The sequence below is a fragment of the Sinorhizobium chiapasense genome (assembly GCF_036488675.1).
Taxonomy (GTDB): Bacteria; Pseudomonadota; Alphaproteobacteria; order Rhizobiales; family Rhizobiaceae; genus Sinorhizobium; species Sinorhizobium chiapasense.
The window spans coordinates 273,778-292,150 of sequence record NZ_CP133151.1 but is presented as its reverse complement, the minus strand read 5'-3'; the positions used below and the strand labels follow the sequence as shown (position 1 = coordinate 292,150).

Here is an 18,373-nt window from a genome sequence, read left to right as displayed (position 1 = left end):
CAAGGCTCAGAACGATGGCTCGCTCGACAAGCAGTATGCCGGGCATGATGACGAAAGATGGGCGCTCGGTGATGGCCTTCGGCGTCATGGGCGGTGGCTACCAGCCCTTCGGCCATGTCCATCTGCTGACCAACATGATCGACTTCGGCAGGGATCCGCAGCAAGCGATCGATGCCGCTCGCGCGTTTTACAACCACGATGTCGTGGAGGCCGCGCGAGGCGTTGGCGCTGGCCCGGTCGAAGGCTTGCGCCAAGTGGCGGAGCCGCATTACCCATTGGGCGGCGGGCAGGCGGTGCTCATTGATTGGGAGAAGGGAACGCTGACCGGTGCTTCCGACCCGCGCAGGACGGACTCGCGCTCAGATATTTGCACTCGTTTGCTGGACGTGGCCAATGTTTCGAAACATAGTCGGGAACCACGATCGGAAAAGAAAACACCGGCCAACCGTCTTTCTCCGGCACTGAAGACGTGCTGGCGATCCTGGCGCGAGACCGGACATCACTTTCGCATGGCGGTCTGCGCCACTTGATCCGAGAGACCGTCGCGCTTGCCCGTCATATCGGCGCAACACTCGACCTGACCGCTAAAGACCGTTGCCTCAACATCATGGGCGGCGACTGACGTCCAGCCGGCGCATGACGTGGTTATCGATGCGGTTAAGTGTCTGGCGAATGGCGTCACGGGCGAAACCTCCTCGGCATTGATCTAAAGTGGAAAATGGAGTGCGTTTTGCCCAGTCATGCAATATGGGGCGGCTGCGAGGCCTCGAAAGTGATGATGCGGATGCCGCCCCACCTGAGATCGGCGCTTCTCCGACGATCAAGTCTTCAGAGAACTTAGTGTCTTGCGTCTGCAAAGCGTGCATCTGCCGCCGCCGTGTGCCTTGGGATGAAGCCAGTCGGAAAGCCGGATGTGGGAAATCCGCACGTCCGGTTTGATGAGCGTCTCGCCTCGCAAGCGCGGCAAGTCCTGCCGTCTGGAATGACGGCCACGGTAAAACCTAGCAAGCAGCCGTGTGCTGAGTCTTGCGTGGTGTCCGGCGACGGCCACTATGAAACGTAGACAAGGAGGTTGTAGGCCGGAATATATGTGTACGGATTGATAGCCGCGAAATCGAACGTGGTCGGAGCAGCCGACCCTATCTCTCTAAGGGGAAGGCGGAACCGCGGATCGCGATTCTGCGAGTGGTCCAACGTGATCCCGGGGTTCGTACCGCCAGCATGCAGCCAAAGGATTTGTCGTGAACAAGGGAGATCCATTCGGCTCAAGTGTGAGCTTGTAGGCCGCCGACAAGCTAATGAGGCGAGGGCCGAGTGGAAGTCGGACTGACTGATAGTACTCGGAGGACGGGAGAGCCGGCCACATGGTGAAGTGGTCTGCAGTAGTTGCAGTGTTCTTGGGCAACATGGGCTCCATCCAACGGGAGATACGCCTTTCATTCATCACGCGCGATCGAGTGCGGAGGAATCTGTTGAGGATTTCGAACCGCTTGGCGGTGGGGGTGCCAACTATCTCGGACCGGGCGCTCCAGCGCAGCACGGCCGAGGTGCTGTCGGCGATCTATGAGCAGGACTTCTTGCCCTGCTCATTCGGAGGCAGACCAAAGCTCAGCGCCCACCATGCCTTGTCGACCCTCGACGAGGTCATCGCCGGCGGCAGGATCAGCATCGCCGGAAACCTCCAGTCGCTGCTCAAGGTATATCGCGTCACCGAACGGTACTGGTGCCGGAGTTACGCAGTCGCAGTCGGGATGGCGGCCGCCTTACCTGGGACACTTTCAACCAGATCAAAGAACGGAATCCGATACTGCGACCGAAGCTGCGGCTTCCGTATCAAGCGCTGCAAGCACTCGCCGTGCTGTGAACCAAATGCCGAGAGCGTAGTGCCGGAAATCCGCACGCTACGTTCTGCGGGAACCGGAGGCGGGTGACCGCCTCCGGTGACCCGATGGGGAAACGGAGCGGTGCCGACATGGCCCAAGCCACCGCGCCCTTCCTCGACCCTACCCAAAAGAACTGCATCGGCCCCGAGAATCTGAGAGACTGCTTTTGCAACAAATAGTTACCAGGTTCAGGAACGGGGTCCGATGCAGACACGCTGTACGTCCGACCGGCTTGAATTTGAAGGCTTCGACGGCCACAAAGTTGTGGCTGGTTTCGACGGCGGAGCCATTACCTCAGACGCAGGCGCCTTGCTTCTGCGTCACGTTGATGGGGCCATAAGGCTGTTCAACCGGGTGGCCTCGTGCTTCGTCGATTACCGCAATCAGGATCGCACGGTTCACAGCGTCCGCACGCTGGTTGGCCAACGCATCGCAGCGATCGCGCTGGGATACGAGGACATCGACGACCACGACACGCTTCGCCACGACCCGGTGCTCGCGCTTGTGTCGGAACGCCTGACGCCGAAGCGAGAAGATTGTGCGGTGCTTGCTGGCAAGTCGACGCTGAACCGGCTGGAGCACGGCCGGGTCGCGGAGCCGATGCGCTATCAAAGATCAATTACGACAAGGGTCGCGTTGGAAGCTTCGTTGGTGGACCTGTTTCTGGAAGTCCACGACAAGCCGCCGGCCGAGATCGTGCTCGACCTCGACGCCACCGATGATCCGCTGCACGGCCGACAGGAAGGCAGGTTCTTCCACGGCTACTACAACTGCTTCCTGCTACCTGCCGCTCTATATCTTTTGCGACCGCCACCTGCTGGCGCCAAAGCTCAGGCGTTCCAACATCGATGCCAGCAAAGGAGCGGTCGAGGAGGTTGAGCGGATCGTGACATCCGCAAAACCTGGCCTAGGGTCCGCATCATCCTGCGCGCTGATTCCGGCTTTGCAGGCGAGGAACTGATGACCTGGTGCGAGATCAACCGCGTCGACTACGTCTTCGGGCTCGCCCGCAACGAACGGCTGGAAACCAAGATCGCCCCGGCCCTCGAGGAAGCCTGTCTGGTATCCAGGAAAAGCGGCCAGGCTGCCCGGACCTTCCGCGACTTCAGGTGGTCGGCAAAAGACAACTGGTCCCGCCGCAGGCGGGTCGTGGCCGAGGCCGAATGGACGACGCAGGGCGCCAATCAGCTGCGGCTGTGGTTCGCCTCGTTTACGTAGGTCCTGATCTGCGCCTTGCGTCGCCTCGGTCTTCCCCATACCCGGCTCGCCAACGCCAGCTGCGGCACGATCAGATTGAAACTGCTGAAGATCGGCGCACAGGTGCGCGTCTCGGTTCATCGCATCAAGGTGGCGATGGCCTCAGCGTGTCCCTATGCCCAAAGAGTTCGCGCTGGCTCACGCCCGAATACGTGCCACGGCTCTGTGACGCCGCCCGACCCGAACCCTTCTCACAAACGACAGAGGATACATTGCTGAGGAACCCGACCGTCGCAACATCGCGGCGCTGGTCGCGCCCGTTCCCGAACTCCACAGCCATGCCAGTGCCCACGACGCGCCACAACGGAGCCTGCCGCTTAGATTCGGTGAGAGAAGCGGGCTTACGCGCCGCTACGACGAACTGTGCGGCCACCGTTCGCACAAAGATCGCGGCTTCGCGCATGAGAATGGCTCATCGAAAGCCCGCACGGCCATCTCAAGCGCGCGATCGACGTCAGGACTCTGATGAGGATCGAACGATTTCGGCGCTCTGGCCTGCTACCGCCGCGTTGTCGACAGTAACCGCGAGTCCTGCCGGCCTAGTGTCGCGATAGTGCCTTATACGGCTAAACGCTCCACTACTTGAGTCGCGATAATAGGCGCGTCGCCCACATTGGTATCCGGCCAGACCCGTGCGCGTTTTTTCGGGAAAGCACCTGGGACGAAATAGGAGAGACCCGCGCTTGCAACATAGATAGTCGCTGCAACGCCCTCGAAATTGCGATTGAAGTGGAACTGCGACTTCATCACGATAAAGTCCTGCTCGATAATCTTGATGTCGTGGGATTCGAAAATGGCCCGATCAACGATGAATCCTGGCTTTGAAGTGGCAATCACAAGGAAACGGTTGTCAATCTCGATAAGGGCCGTCTTTCCCATGGAAGCGGATTCCTTGGCAAAACTGGGTCCAATGAGTTTAATATCCCTATTGTTGAGCATCTTGACCACGCCTTCGACCTCGAAGGGCAGATATAGTGGGGTCATCTTGCCGCCGAGACGCATCTTGATTTTCGCACCGACTCCTGCGGCATGTGCCTGAGCGACGGTTTCCGGATCATTGACTGTCATCGCGCCCCGGAGCTTCGCAGGATGCTTTAGTGCGGCCTGCAGGATCAAGGTGCTGTCGCCCGGCGCGCCGGCCAGCGTCCGGTCGCCAAGATCGGCAAGCGCCTTGGTGATGCCGCTCTTGTCCTTCGCAGTGGCATCTAGGGCCTCTGCGATAGTCACAGTTTCATCCTTGAAGCACTCTCGCAGATCCCAGAACTCCTGGGCGTAAGCCTCCACGATCGCCTTGGCTCGCGCATATGGCCCGTTGCTCAAGATCACAGCGGCCTGACCCATGTCCGTTAGATCCGCAAAGCGGTAGGCGTTGTAGATGCTAAGGTCCACCACTGGCGTTTCCGACTTCTCGATCGCACGGGCGCGTGCGTGCATTCCCTTAAGTGGGCTGAGATGAGTTTCGAGCCTGCCTGGGGCAATCATTCGGGTTTTCGCCAAGGTATAGACCGGGCGCAGACGGCCTTCGAGCACATCGAAGACCAATCTGACGACCTTCTTCCCATTATCGTAGTAATCGTCATGGGGATTGTTCTTGCAAGCGATGCAGATGTCGGCTGCCTTCAGCATCTGCGGCGTTATATTGGCATGAAGGTCGAGACCTACTCCGATGACTGCGTTTCCGCCGATCGCGCCGCGAATGTAGGAGAGGAAATCACCTTCGGCATCTTCCAACTCAGTCGTGGACATCGACCCATGCAGGTCGAGGACAATCGCATCGGGCGCGAGCTTCTTGAGTTCCTCGCCCCAGAACTGGCGTTGCTCAACATAGAAACCATGATCGATGGCGCCGCTCGGGGCGACCATCGAATCTGAAATGGGAAGGATTTCAATATGAGCGCGTTCAATCAGGGCGTCGACAATCCCGCCGAGCGTGGTGCCATTTCCCTGGGCCGCCTCAATCACAGTCTCGCCGCGAACGACCGTGATATCTGCGGCCGCTGTCGCAGGAGCATATCCGTGCGATTCATGAAACAAGCGTCCGACTGCTATGCGCTTCATGATATTAATTGTCTCCTGAATGTGAGGGTTTGATCGCCAAGGACTTCGCGCTACCTGCTCGGGCAGCGTGCGACGTATTGCTGGATCGGTTTCAAGCTCACGGTGGGATGGACTGGCCGGTGGTGACCCGCAACAGGGTGCGCCGGGGACAAGTGCTTGAGTTCTTAAGGGGCCACAAGCCGCTCCTGTTCGCCAGGGGTCGAAAATGGTGAATCGACCGTCGACGGCTGAAGTATCGCCTCTATCTAAGCATGTGCGCCATGAACCCGCGGATTTACTTCAATCACCACTGGGCCATGCTTCGTCCACCGGATTTAGATAGTCGTACTGAGCTGGATCAGCCGACAGGACAATTGCATGAAGATCAAGTTGCAGAGATGCGTGGACGTATAGCGGACCATTATACCTTGAACCTTCAAGCAGGATGAGCGCTCTTTTTGTCATTGGGCGTTGACTCCGACGTTGCGTGCTGTGCGGCGGTCTGAGCGTACATCGGCAGAGCTATTTCAGTCGTGCCGGATGTCAGACGTTGTGGTGAACGTACCATCGTCAGCGATCCGCGGTGGCAAAGTTTCTATAAACTTACTTGAAGGATCTGTTGCAACAGGTGGGGTCACCGGCCCTGTCCGGCTTTTGCGATCCGCTGCTGGTACCGTCGCTTAGTCCTTTCGATTGAGATAATCTTTGAGCTTCGTTGCTAGAAAGCGTACATGAGGTGGAGCGACCATCGTGTAATGGTCACCGGGCACCTCATGAATTTCCAGGCGCGCCCGCGCGAATTGCTTCCACCCAAGATCGCCAGGATGTGTTGCAAAGTTTTTGGTAACGAGGGGTATGGCATTGGGTCCACATGATGCGCAGACGACAGGCGCGGTACGCCTTCAATCCGAATCCGTCTCTCGCTGAGCAGTTCGAATCCTCGCTGCCGCATGAGGTTGCCACCACTCTGGCAAATTCTCTGACCAGACAAAACTTTGCAACGGAACCGTGCCGTCATCGGCATCCAAGCGTGCTTCGCGGCACCGTGATCTCGGTCGTGCCGAAGGTGCCTGTGAGCGTGCGCGTTCGACGGCCATAGCGGGGACGGGCAAACCGCCTCCAGCTCGGCCTCGATCATCGTTTCAATGAAGCCACGCACCCGCTCGCGCAGGCGCGCGTCGATCGGGTCGAACCAGTTGTCGAAAAGAGAGCTCGTCGCCTCAGCCTCGGGATGGACGGCAGCGGGTTCGTGGTAGTGCTTGTCATAGCGTGGTCTCCAGTCCGGCGCTCCAACGCCGGATGATTCGAGGTTGATCACCCCGGAGACTACGCCACCCCTATTTTCCAACTAAACCCCGGACGGCACCAGCGATGGTGAAACCCCATCCAATTCATAGAGTGCCATCGGTAGCCTCCATCGGACCGGCCAATCTGTCAGGTGTAGATTTGTCGCTGCCAGCGTTCTCGTTCGAGCCCTTAACAGTGCGAAGTTTTGCCGTCGCGCGTTCGTCCAACACGCCCTCTCGCGCAACAACTCCGTATATTGATTCAGCACGCTCTAAAGTGAGTAGTCCGCTGGCGAGGTCTTGAAGTACCTGATCGCATTCCCGATCAAGCGGGTCTCCATATCCACCACCTGCGGCGGTCCGTGAAAGAATAGATTGTTGCGGTTTGACCGTCATCTGCCCAACTGGAGCAATCTCATTCAGATGTCCCGCCTCGTCGCGGACGTGTTGTGCTGCGGTGCTTCCCGCAAGACCACCGCACACACCTTGCGCGGCACTAAAAGTGCCATCACTGACGTAGGCCAAGGTCATCGGCGACAAAGTGGGTTGAAACTCCACTTCCAGACACGGAGCGCCGGTAAAGCAACCGGCGCCCTCGCTATCCGGGACCAATTCGCGGCACAATATCCGTAGAGGATGGTGCATTTCCGTCATTTCCACGCTTTCGACGAAGGAGATTCCTGCATTTCCAGCGTGTGAATAGGTCAACCAGCCATCGCCAAAGGATGATGCAGGGCCTCCCGTGCTACCTAGAAAGAGCTGGTTTATGAAAGGAGTTTTCGTTCGCGGGTCGGTTCCTGATATAACGCCTTTGTGAGGAGGGTTGACCGCGCCGATTTCCGCTACAGCCTGTTCTGGTACGATCTTTGAAAGAGCCATATGCACCGCCGCCACAACCCTGTCGGCTAAGTTGGTTGTGGAAACGGAAAGACTGTTTGGATGCTTTGCGCCACCGATTGCCGAGCCGTCTTCAATTAGGACGTCGATGCAACTAAAACTACCAGCATTCTTTGGTATCTCTGCATCTAAGCAGTTAAACACGCCAATCATCGCAGCGGTCTTTGCGCAGGCCTCGCTGACGTTCAGCCCGCAGTTCATCGCCGCAATATTATCTCTCAGGTCGACCGTAATGCGTCCGGAGTTAGGGGAGATCACTACCGTTGCAGCGACATCAACTCCGGTCGGAGGTGTTCCAAACATCGGATCGTGATGGCTTTGACCACTTGAAACCATTTCCGGGAGCTTGGCGATTGCTTCAAGCATCCGGGTGCGGCTGTATTCCAGCCATTGGGTCTGAAACTCGCTAATCACATCCCAGCCAATTTCAGCACCAAGGGCGAGGAGCTCCTGTTCCCCCGCGCGGGCGGCGCCGACCATGGCCAGATAGTCACCGTACCATTGGTTTGGCACGCGGATTCTCAGGCGGCACATTCGGATTATGTCGTCTATGTCTTGGTAATTGCTTTGGACGCGAACTGCCGGAAATAGAAGAGCACCCTCCTCGTATACATCCTTAGCAGTCGCGAAATAGGTGGTGGGTGCGCTATTTCCAATGTCTGCTTGATGGGCCTTCACGACGACTGTGAATCGGTGAACACCCTCTGCATCGATCACCGGCGCAAGGATTGTATGATCCGCTGCATGGCTGCAGCCATGATAAGGTGAGTTGTGCAAAAATGCGTCGCCTGGCCGTAACTCTGGATGGAAACTCATCATCGCCTTAGCCATCAAGTCTGGTCCGCTTAAGACGTGGATTGGAAGACTATCGGCTGCGCTGAGCAATTCTCCGTCAGCCGTGACGATTGCGCATGAAAGATCCTTCGCGCGATTGAGGACGCCCGAGCGCCCGGCCCGCAAAACCACATTTGACATAAGCCTCGCTACGCCATCGACACGGCTTCGCAAGATGGCAAGTTGTGAACCATTTAGCATCTGTGGATTGTTCCTATAAATTGATGACGAGGCTGCCGGAGGCATTGACGTGGAAGTCCGCATCGTCGACGACGACCGTCGTAAATGCTGATTCCACGATTGCTGGACCTCGGTGGTACTTCCCTATTGGAAGGGAATTCCAATCGTAGGCACCGGCTTCGTATGACGTTAGATCCGGGAGAGTGATTTTGCGCGTCACTGAGCGGTGGCGCGCAGCGTTGTCCTTCTTAAGTCGAACTGGTCGAGTATCACGAAGTTCGCAAGCGATTGATGCTCTCCACCCAACAATTTCTACTGCACTGTCTGGGTCGGCGAAACCGTACAGACGCCTGTGTTCATCGTGGAACGCCTGCAAAAATCCCTGAAGGGACCCTTCGCTAGAAAACCGTGTCCTCGGTAAGCCCACCTCGATTTCCCAAGCCTGCTCCGCGTACCTTGCTTCAACCGTGAAATTTAAACGTGTCTTTTCTGGAAGAGCGCCTGAACGCTCCGCAAATTTTTGGCACTGGACCTCAAGGGAATCGAGGATCCTATCTGCAGCCGCGGTGTCGAACCGCTCGGTGCTCATGAACGCGCTTGCCCGATAGTCGCCCTTCAAGTCCGAGATTTGCGCGCCGGCGGCGCTCAAGGTTGCTCCGGTTTCAGGAATTATGAGTCGAGCGCATTTCAAGCGACGCGCAATAAATACCGCATTGAGACCGGCCGCTCCGCCACCGCCCACCATAACCGCTTTCGACGGATCTACACCCTGTTTCACAGTTATATCAAAGATGGCTTGAGTCATGTTTTCGGTAGCCAAGGCGATGATGGATGCGGCTGTTGATTCTATGGAAGTCGCGTCACCATTGATGCTCGCCATGGCCCGTTCTGCCGCTTTCAGGTCGAGCCGCATCCTACCACCAAGGAAAAAGTCTGGATCAATGTAACCCAAGACGAGGGCAGCGTCGGTCACCGTGGGTTCAAGGCCGCCGTGTCCATAGCACGCGGGGCCGGGCCTCGCGCCAGCGCTTTGAGGACCCACGTGAAGCATGCCTCCGGCGTCTATCCTCGCAAGGCTGCCGCCTCCGGTTCCTACGCTTCTGACGTCGATGGAAGGATATCCGGTAGGGAGGCCTAGAATTGGTTGGCCGATCCACAGCTCACGGGTCAAGGGGATCCGCCCACTGCGAACCACACTGACATCGAATGTCGTCCCTCCGGTATCTGCCACGATGATATCCCTTGTGTCGTCATCCATGCTGACGTATGCTTGCGCGGCAATTGGGGCCATCGATGGTCCGGAATTGACCAGATTGATCGGGGCATCGACTACATCAGCCGCCTCCATGACACCCCCCTGCGACGTGACAACAAGAACCTTTCCCTTGAAGCCCGCGTCGGCAAGCCGTGAAACTAGCCCACCGAAGTAGTTGAGCATCATTGGCTTCAATGATGCGTCAATTGCAGCGGAGACAGCCCGACGAAATTCCCGTGGCGTCGGGTTGATCTGGTGCGAGAGTGTGAATGGGACGTCTGGCAAATGTTGGCGGACGAGCTCTGCAACGCGTAGCTCGTGTTGAGCATTCGCGACTGACCAAAGCAGGCAAACTGCTAATGCTTCGATCTTCTTCTCTTTGAGGCGATGAATTACCCTGATGGCCTGATCTTCGTCCAATGCTTTAAAGATCGATCCATCAGAATCGATACGCTCTCGGATAGGAAATACCAAGTCACGGGAGATGAACGATTTAGGGTAGCGAGTACGATGGTCGAAGGGATCTGGTCGGCCGCCCTCCCGCAAAGTCAAAATGTCGCGGTGGCCTTCCGTGACGAGCAACGCCGTTTTAGCGACGTTGCCTGTGAGCACAGCATTGATCGCATGGGTGGTGGCGTGAACCAATACCTCAGCTTCAGAAAGAAAATCCTTAAGCGAGCGTCCGGATCCCGTCGCCGCCACGTCCAGCACATCGAGCACTCCTCTCACGGGATCTGCCGCGACTGTCGGTGATTTGAACGACTGCCAAACACCGTTTGACTCGACCACAAGGTCAGTGAATGTTCCGCCGGTGTCACATGCTAGCCACATACGTTTATCCCTCCGAAACAGATAGGCCTGTTAGTCTTCCCACTCGACGTTGCCACAGACGCTTACGCATTGTCCGGTGACATGTTTGGCTCCTTCCGAGGATAGGAAGAGAGCCATCTCCCCGATCTCAGTCGGATTTATCTTTGTTCTCATGGAGATAAAGGAGAGTCTCTGCTGTAAGGCCTCCTCGTAGGGGATTCCGTGGCTCTCGGCTCGCTTCTGCATGAGCATGCGCCCCCGCTCGTTCTCGATCGATCCTGGCGAGATCGTGTTGCAACGAATGTTGAAAGGACCGAGCTCGCGGGTCAGGTTCTTCGTCAGGCCTTCGATCGCGAACTTTGAGACGACGTATGGGGTTCGTTTCGGCAACCCTGTCCGGGTGGATGTCGTGCTGATGTTGATGATTGACCCCTTCTTTTGTTCCTTCATTTTAGGCACGAAGCGTCGCACGACGTTGAAGGTGCCTGTGACGTTGACAGCAAACACGCCAGCCCAGTCGTCATCGCTGAGGTCCTCGACGAACTTGCTCGGTCCTCCGATTCCTGCATTGTTTACGAGTGTGTCGATGCCGCCCAATTCGCCTTCGATGATGCGAGCTAGCTCGTCGACGTCTGACACGGACGAGATATCGGCGCGGCAGGTCTTCAGGCTAGGATATTCGCGAGATGCTCTCTCGAGCGCATCGGGATCAATATCGCAAACGTAAACTTGGGCACCTGATCTCAGGAACACCTTGGCGATTGCCAAGCCAATTCCGTTCGCGCCCGCAGTTACGAGCACACGATGGTCGTCTGAAACGCCTGACAACAGTTTTCTCCTCACTCGGTTAGTGGATGATGCTTGCCTTGTTCATTGAGTCGTCGGGATCGGCCCGGGGTGTGAATGCCGGGACCGCTGCCACCAAGGACTGTGTGTAGGGATGTTGCGGATCCTGGGACTTAGTGGGGATGAGCGGCACCTCGTCCAAGACTAGTTCGATCATTTCCTTAGTGCGCGCTGCGTACTCGGACTCGCTCGCGTCACCCCGTAGTTTGTTCAACATGTCCTGAAGTACGGTACTTTGAAAGTTACCGAGAATATTTGTCCCGGTCCCGGTGTAATAGGTGCGCATCCAATAATCTGGCATGCTGAACCAGGAGGTTCTATTCTCCACAAGCACGTCAAAAGTCCGCTTTGCGATACGCTCATCGAATTGGGAGCCAGGTAGGCGCCCAATATTGACCTGTATCCCGATTTTGGACAGGTTCTCTTTCACTGCCAGCGCCACTTGGTCGAAGTAGCCTGCCTTACCGGTCGAGTAGATCAGCGATGCTGTAAATCCACTTGCACCACCCAAGAGGCTTTTCGCCTTCTCAATAATGGTATTGAATACTGTGAGTTGCGGAAACTCTCCACCGATGGGCGGGGTGTTGGATCCATAGAGCTTCTTTCCACGGCCTTGGTATATTTTCTGGCAAATGTCGTCATATGGCAGCGCCCAGGCAACTGCCTGGTGGACTGCGGTATTGTTGAATGGAGCCGAGCCTGAGTTTAACCCAAGAAATTCCATTTGGTTGGGCATGGCGACAGCCAACGCTTGCGCCTTGCCCCATGCCGCAACTGCATCGGAGTCTGCAGGCGGGATTTCCATAGCTGCGTCTGCAGCATCACGTTCAACAAGAGCTACTCGCATTGTCGCTTCTGGCACCGATTGGAACAACATCCGCCCAATCAAGGATTTAAAGCCGTTGCGCCAGTTCTCGTTCAGCGTGAGCACAACTTGCTCTGGGCGAAAGCTGCTAACCTTATATGCGCCACCGCCTGCGCTATTGGTCTTAAGCCATTCGGATGCCCAGGGGTCACCTTCGGTCACATGTTTAAGACCCAAATTTTTGTTGAAGATCGCCGCGTAGGGGATGATATATCTGCTAGCGGTAGGCAGCGACAGACGGAATGGCCGCTCATTCACAGCTTGAAGCTGCCTTTCACTTTTGATTCCTGTGGCAGAGAAGAGACCTGCCGCAGCAGCAGAGGCCCTCATGGCTCGGGCGATTGACCAGCGGACGTCTTCGGCTGTGACCGGGCTGCCATCGTGGAATTGCGCGTGCTCACGAATATGGAAATCGACAGCTTTCCCGTCATCGACGACGTGCCAGCTAGCCACGAACTCCCCAACAAGTTTCGAGGGATTGTATACGGAACGCCCGCTTTCATCTTTGACCAAATCATAGCGGAGAAGCCGGTCGTAGACGTGCAGGCTGACAGTCCATGTTGATCGTTGAACGCCCATCCCTAGAGGATCCAAGGAGTTGGCATCATACGGCCAGACCAGCCTCAGCGTTTGCTCGATATTTGCATGAGCGCGTCCGGGGAGCTGAGCCGCCGCGATCACTGCTCCAGCGGAACCTGAAGCTTTCAGCGTTTGTCGCCTCGAAATTGCGCGCATCCCTGTTCCCGTTTTTGATTTATTTAATGAGCCCATCGTCTCTTGGTTCACAACCATTGACATTTTTTTGATGTTTGGTGCAACAAAAATATGGCGCGCGGAGCTTGTTTAGGTTACTAAATGTCGAGAGGGAAAGGCTAAATGCCAAGGAACCGGGCGGAAGGCGCATTGAGCAACATACATTATGCTTGTAGTCTCTACACGAGAGTGATCGGTTATTGAGATGGTGAAATTCAATGTCAAACCCAAGCAGCCCAAGATAGGAGTGGCGGAGGCTGTGGATCCACTACCAAAACACAGTAGCCTGGGAGATGCCGCCTATCGCAGCTTGAAGCAGAGTATTGTTAGTGGAGCTTTTCCGATTGGAGAAAAGTTGACTATCCGTGCGATTGCGGCGGCCTTGGAGACGAGTACCACACCAGCGCGCGACGCCGTAAATCGGCTCCTGGCGGAAGGCGCTCTTGTAAATGAAGGCCCGAAGACTGTTGTCATTCCCCCTTTGACCGAATTGGCCATGGACGAACTATTACATTCTCGATTGGCCCTAGAAGGAATGGCAGCGGAGAGGGCAGCGCCTCATCTAACATCTGCTGATTGCAAGACACTAGCTAAACTACAGACCACAATCAACGAAAACCTCGACAGCAAGCATTTCAAAGACGTTTTGAATGCCAATTGGCACTTTCACTTTCTGATTTACAATCGATCTGGATGGGAGCGGGTCGTGCAGATGATTGATAGTCTATGGCTGAGAGCCGGGCCGTCAATGCACGGCCTTTATCCCGAATTCGCCGAAAGTAAGAAAGGTGTGCGTCACCACTACGCTATCATTGCGGCGGCGGAAAAAAGGGATCCGAAGGCTTTGCGGTTTGCGGTGGAGGCCGATATTCGAGATGGATGTACTCAGATCCTTGTGTCACTGCAGCGGTCACTGAGACTTGCTTCGGTCCCCTGATCGTCCGCCCTGGAGTGAACCGCTAAGGCTGCACCACGGGAACCAGAAAACTGATACGCTCTGTCGGCCTTGAACGAAGAAGGCTCGTGAAAACCCGCGGTCTATATCGGCGGCACTCGACGCAGTTTATAGCGCGACAATCTGGGGATCTTTTGCATATTTGGTGTAGGGGCCGAGATTCACGGGCGGTGCGAATGAGTCCGTAGAGTCGGAATCGCAGTCGACGCCGGTGATTCGCCCGCGCTCCATGCCTTCCGTTCGCTGGTTTCGCCCGAGCTTCGATTGTCCAAGTTCTCCCACAGGCCGACAAGGTAGTGCTTGTAGCCCCTGCCGAAGGCGACAGAATCGCGCTGTCGCTCCTGCGACTGTCGAACCGGCCGCATCCACAGCCACTACATGCGCCGGGTGGCTGACTGCCGTGGCAGGGACGGGTCGTCGAAATCCGGCTTCACGCCAGGGCTGTCGCGAACACCGGAGCCCAATGCCATACCCCTCGTTACCAAAAACTTTGCAACACATCCTGGCGATCTTGGGTGGAAGCAATTCGCGCGGGCGCGCCTGGAAATTCATGAGGTGCCCGGTGACCATTACACGATGGTCGCTCCACCTCATGTACGCTTTCTAGCAACGAAGCTCAAAGATTATCTCAATCGAAAGGACTAAGCGACGGTACCAGCAGCGGATCGCAAAAGCCGGACAGGGCCGGTGACCCCACCTGTTGCAACAGATCCTTCAAGTAAGTTTATAGAAACTTTGCCACCGCGGATCGCTGACGATGGTACGTTCACCACAACGTCTGACATCCGGCACGACTGAAATAGCTCTGCCGATGTACGCTCAGACCGCCGCACAGCACGCAACGCCGGAGTCAACGCCCAATGACAAAAAGAGCGCTCATCCTGCTTGAAGGTTCAAGGTATAATGGTCCGCTATACGTCCACGCAGCTCTGCAACTTGGTCTTCATGCAATTGTCCTGTCGGCTGATCCAGCTCAGTACGGCTATCTAGGGGCCGAAGGAATTGAGGCAATCCGCGTCGATACAGCCAATCTCGAAACACTGATCCGCGAATGCTCCCGGCTGCATGCAGCCTATGACATTGCTGGCATTACGTCCGTCGGGGACTCGTTCTATGCGACAGTGGGCAAGCTCTGCCGCCATTTCGATCTGCCGGGACCGAACCCCACATCCATTGAGCGATGCTGCGACAAATTCACCCAACGTCAGCTTCTCGCGGAGGCCGGCGTTCCAATACCTGCTTATCGCTTGGTAAAGGATGCGAGGGATGTAGAAGGCGCTGCCGCGGAAATCGGGCTGCCGGTGATTGTTAAGCCAGCCGTAGGCACCGGGAGCCGCGGCGTCCGATTGTGCGGCACCCTCGAAGAGCTAGCCGACCATACGACCTATCTCTTGGGCGGGAAGCACATATGGCAGTCGCTGCCGAGGATCCTGGTGGAAGAATTCGCACAAGGCCCTCTTTATACCGTTGAAATAATGGGAAATGAAGTTATCGGGATTGGGACCAATGATTTCGGCCCTCCACCCTACTTCATCTCTCGTGAGTGCATCATTCCGGCCCCGCTGACGGATGATGAGCATGTGAGCATTGCCGACGTTTCGATGAGTTGCTTGCGAGCTCTCGGCCTTTGCTGGGGACCGACGGGCGTTGAAATCCGGTGGACGAAGCATGGCCCAGTGGTGATTGAAGTCAATCCGCGGCTTCATGGTGGAACAACTTCTCAACGGGTTCAACTGGCTTGCGGCGTCGACCTCATCACCGAGCACATCAAGCTTGTCATCGGCGAGGAATTGGATCTGCGCAGAAGGCATTCACACACTGCGGCTGTGCGGTATCTAATTCCGGATCGCGATGGCACCCTCGAATGGATCGGTGGCGACAGTGAGGCGGCTGCTGTACCAGGTGTCGTCGAGGTCAAATTTTATGTTCAACCCGAGACGCCGATCATCATAAACGGCGATCTGCGAGACTACATCGGACATGTCATCGCCGCTTCACCCAGCTTTGCTGAAACCGAGACAATACTACAGCGTGCTGCTGACTTAATCGACTGGTCGATTACACCATTTTCGACGCCTGGCGAACAGGAGCGGCTTGTGGCCCCTTAAGAAATCAAGCGCTTGTCCCCGGCGCACACCCTGTTGCGAGTCCCCACCCGCCCAGCCCCATCCGCACCGTGAACTTGAAACCGCAGCATAAAACGCAGCCATACGTCCTTGCACGCTAACCCGGTGAAATAGCCGCGAAGTCGCTAGCGACCAAAGCCTGACATTCAGGAGGAAATATAAGATTATGAAGCGCATAGCAGTCGGACGTCTGTTTCATGAATCGCACGGATATGCTCCTGCGACAGCGGCCGCAGATATCACGGTCGTTCGCGGCGAGACTGTGATTGAGGCGGCCAAGGGAAATGGCACCACGCTCGGCGGGATTGTCGACGCCCTGATTGAACGCGCTGATATTGAAATCCTTCCCATTTCAGATTCGATGGTCGCCCCGCGGCGCCATCGATCAAGGTTTCTATGTTGAGCAACGCCAGTTCTGGGGCGAGGAACTCAAGAAGCTCGCCTCCGATGCGATTGTCCTCGACCTGCATGGATCGATGTCCACGGCTGAGTTTGAAATTGACGCCGTGGGGCCAACTCGTCTTCGGGATTGGCCATCGACACGGTAAACTGGCCGCGCCTGGTGATAAAGATGCCGTTGCGTTGGAGAATGCCTTTGGCATGTTCCTGGACCGATATGGCGAACTGAACGATGACTTCGACTGACGATTCGCACGCCAACATCGAAGCGACTCCCAACCGGTCAAGGCGAGGACATTGCTGTCAATGCGCGAACAATTTAGTCCTCGTTGATGACGGCAAACTCGCGCCGTCGGCGGTGCGCCTACTAATGAAAGATCTGAGCGAACATCCACAGACGACGACCCTGTCCGATAGGGTATACGGGATAGTGCGTGAAAGCATCAGATGCGGCGTGTATGGGCCGGGTGAGAAGATCACGCACCGCGCTATAGCCTCTCAACTGGGCGTCAGCGTTACGCCCGTCCGAGAGGCAGTCACGCGCCTCGTGTCCGAGGAAAGCCTGTCGATGGCAGGTCCAAAGACCATTGTGGCCTAGGGCGCTCAGATTTGGGGGAAATCACGAAGATCCGCGTCAATCTTGAAGGATGGGCCATGTCAGAAGTTGCTCGTGATCCGCTCTATCGTCGCCACCGCCCGGTGTCGAGCACCGGTCGCACAAAGGCCTCAATAATCGAGCGGAAAATTCGCAGCAGCCGACCCGACGGCGGGAAACGATCATGAAACGCTTCAAGGCTGCACGTCAGCTTCAGTTTTTCGTTTCCATCCATGATCCGATTGCCAACCTGTTCCAGTTTCTTCCGCAACACGCTGTCATAGGCTCACCATCGAGACCCCGTAGCAGCGCTCCATTTGGCCAAGCAACGTGTAGCTTACAGAGAGGACAAAGCCATGAGGGTTCAGACAGCAACAGGGCCGATCCCTGTCGAGACTCTAGGTCGCACACTTATGCACGAGCATCTGTTCATCGCCTTTCCTGGTGCGCAGTTCGATCCGCTCGTGAAATTCAACCGCTCGGAATTCATCGAGGAGGCAGTTCGACGTCTGGTGAAACTCCGCACCGAGCATGGCGTGAACACCTTCGTTGATCCCTGTCCGATCGAACTCGGCCGTGACGTTAAAGCGATGAAGGAGGTTTCCGAAAAATCCGGCGTACACATCGTGTGCACCACCGGGTTCTACTACGAGGAACTGGGGCTACCCATCTACTGGCGCGCACGTGCCGTCGATGAGATCGCAGAGCTTTACGTGCGCGAGATCACCCAAGGCATCGGCGATACCGGTGTGAAGGCCGGGGCCATTAAGGTCGCGACTGGCGCGTTTATTAGCGCGCAGGAGAAGAAGTTCCTTGAGTCCGCTTGCATAGCCCATAAAGCAACCGGGGTGCCGATCATAACTCACACGACAGACGGCTGCGCAGGGCCAGAACAGCAGCAACTGTTTGCGGCTGGCGGTGTCCCCGCCCATCGCTGCCTGATCGGCCATAGCTGCTGTAACGTCGATCCCGCGTACCATCGCCGCATTGTCGATGCTGGCTCTTACGTCGGCTTCGATCAAATTGGATTGTTCTACTATCGACCGGACGACGTCCGCGCAGATAACATAGCGACACTTGTGCGCAACGGCTTTCGCACGCAGATCATGATGAGCATGGACCGCAACTGCTGTAGGCTCGGTAAGTTCGTTAAACCGGTCACTGCCGCGTATCTTGCAAAGATCGAATACCTCAAGTCACAAGGACTCTATCAGGCCCACACCTACTTGTTTACCGACTTTATCCCAATGCTGCACGCCCGAGGTGTCAGCCAGTCGGACGTCGAATCTATGCTAGTGGACAACCCGCGACGCTTCTTTGCCGGTGAGTTTCTGCCGAAAAGATCACCGAAATAGCTCTCATGTTTGCAGATTGATCGAGATAGGGGGACGCCTC

At 56.5% G+C, this 18,373-nt stretch carries 13 protein-coding genes and 4 pseudogenes; 11 read left to right on the top strand and 6 right to left on the bottom strand.

Features of this window, described 5'->3' with window-relative positions; all coding sequences use genetic code 11:
* Positions 1-71: 71 nt before the first annotated feature.
* From RB548_RS24025 to RB548_RS24010, 4 genes and pseudogenes are all read left to right on the top strand, one after another.
* The gene (locus RB548_RS24025; RefSeq protein WP_331375484.1) at positions 72-530 is read left to right on the top strand and encodes a gamma-glutamyltransferase; all 459 of its coding nucleotides are present in this window, start codon (positions 72-74) and stop codon (positions 528-530) included.
* Between the two features lie 834 nt (positions 531-1,364).
* Positions 1,365-1,931, top strand: coding sequence for a hypothetical protein (locus tag RB548_RS24020; protein ID WP_331375483.1), 567 nt, complete (start codon positions 1,365-1,367; stop codon positions 1,929-1,931).
* Between the two features lie 156 nt (positions 1,932-2,087).
* Positions 2,088-3,101: pseudogene (locus tag RB548_RS24015) on the top strand (transposase).
* A gap of 15 nt (positions 3,102-3,116) precedes the next feature.
* On the top strand, positions 3,117-3,359 hold the full coding sequence (locus tag RB548_RS24010; RefSeq protein ID WP_331375482.1) for a transposase: 243 nt from the start codon (positions 3,117-3,119) through the stop codon (positions 3,357-3,359).
* A gap of 339 nt (positions 3,360-3,698) precedes the next feature.
* Here the strand turns inward: RB548_RS24010 and RB548_RS24005 are convergent, their stop codons facing one another.
* Positions 3,699-5,198: a M81 family metallopeptidase gene (locus RB548_RS24005; RefSeq protein ID WP_331375481.1), complete on the bottom strand. Its 1,500-nt coding sequence runs from the start codon at positions 5,196-5,198 to the stop codon at positions 3,699-3,701.
* 315 nt (positions 5,199-5,513) lie between these two features.
* A pseudogene (locus RB548_RS32355) lies at positions 5,514-5,642 on the bottom strand (ATP-grasp domain-containing protein); the annotation flags it as partial.
* A 400-nt stretch (positions 5,643-6,042) separates the two neighbouring features.
* On the opposite strand from RB548_RS32355, the pseudogene RB548_RS24000 reads away from it, so the two are divergent.
* Positions 6,043-6,114: pseudogene (locus tag RB548_RS24000) on the top strand (IS6 family transposase); the annotation flags it as partial.
* Between the two features lie 454 nt (positions 6,115-6,568).
* On the opposite strand, the gene RB548_RS23990 reads toward RB548_RS24000, so the two are convergent.
* The 4 genes from RB548_RS23990 to RB548_RS23975 form a co-directional block, all read right to left on the bottom strand.
* Positions 6,569-8,335: a hydantoinase B/oxoprolinase family protein gene (locus RB548_RS23990; protein WP_331375760.1), complete on the bottom strand. Its 1,767-nt coding sequence runs from the start codon at positions 8,333-8,335 to the stop codon at positions 6,569-6,571.
* A gap of 73 nt (positions 8,336-8,408) precedes the next feature.
* On the bottom strand, positions 8,409-10,460 hold the full coding sequence (locus RB548_RS23985) for a hydantoinase/oxoprolinase family protein (protein WP_331375480.1): 2,052 nt from the start codon (positions 10,458-10,460) through the stop codon (positions 8,409-8,411).
* A 30-nt stretch (positions 10,461-10,490) separates the two neighbouring features.
* Positions 10,491-11,267: an SDR family oxidoreductase gene (locus RB548_RS23980; protein ID WP_331375479.1), complete on the bottom strand. Its 777-nt coding sequence runs from the start codon at positions 11,265-11,267 to the stop codon at positions 10,491-10,493.
* Positions 11,268-11,286: 19 nt separating this feature from the next.
* Entirely contained in the window at positions 11,287-12,942 is a 1,656-nt protein-coding gene (locus RB548_RS23975; RefSeq protein WP_331375478.1) for an ABC transporter substrate-binding protein, read from the bottom strand.
* Positions 12,943-13,108: 166 nt separating this feature from the next.
* Here RB548_RS23975 and RB548_RS23970 point away from each other — a divergent pair, with 166 nt between their 5' ends.
* From RB548_RS23970 to RB548_RS23950, 6 genes and pseudogenes are all read left to right on the top strand, one after another.
* Positions 13,109-13,840 (top strand): GntR family transcriptional regulator, encoded by a 732-nt coding sequence (locus RB548_RS23970; protein WP_331375477.1) that lies wholly within the window; start codon positions 13,109-13,111, stop codon positions 13,838-13,840.
* 878 nt (positions 13,841-14,718) lie between these two features.
* Entirely contained in the window at positions 14,719-15,966 is a 1,248-nt protein-coding gene (locus RB548_RS23965; RefSeq protein ID WP_331375476.1) for an ATP-grasp domain-containing protein, read from the top strand.
* 184 nt (positions 15,967-16,150) lie between these two features.
* On the top strand, positions 16,151-16,387 hold the full coding sequence (locus tag RB548_RS23960; RefSeq protein ID WP_331375475.1) for a M81 family metallopeptidase: 237 nt from the start codon (positions 16,151-16,153) through the stop codon (positions 16,385-16,387).
* Positions 16,388-16,615: 228 nt separating this feature from the next.
* Positions 16,616-16,981, top strand: a complete 366-nt coding sequence (locus RB548_RS32275) for a GntR family transcriptional regulator (protein ID WP_408642446.1) — start codon at positions 16,616-16,618, stop codon at positions 16,979-16,981.
* A 100-nt stretch (positions 16,982-17,081) separates the two neighbouring features.
* Positions 17,082-17,252 (top strand): annotated as a pseudogene (locus tag RB548_RS23955) (IS6 family transposase); the annotation flags it as partial.
* Between the two features lie 139 nt (positions 17,253-17,391).
* The gene (locus tag RB548_RS23950) at positions 17,392-18,333 is read left to right on the top strand and encodes a phosphotriesterase family protein (RefSeq protein WP_331375474.1); all 942 of its coding nucleotides are present in this window, start codon (positions 17,392-17,394) and stop codon (positions 18,331-18,333) included.
* Positions 18,334-18,373: the final 40 nt, after the last annotated feature.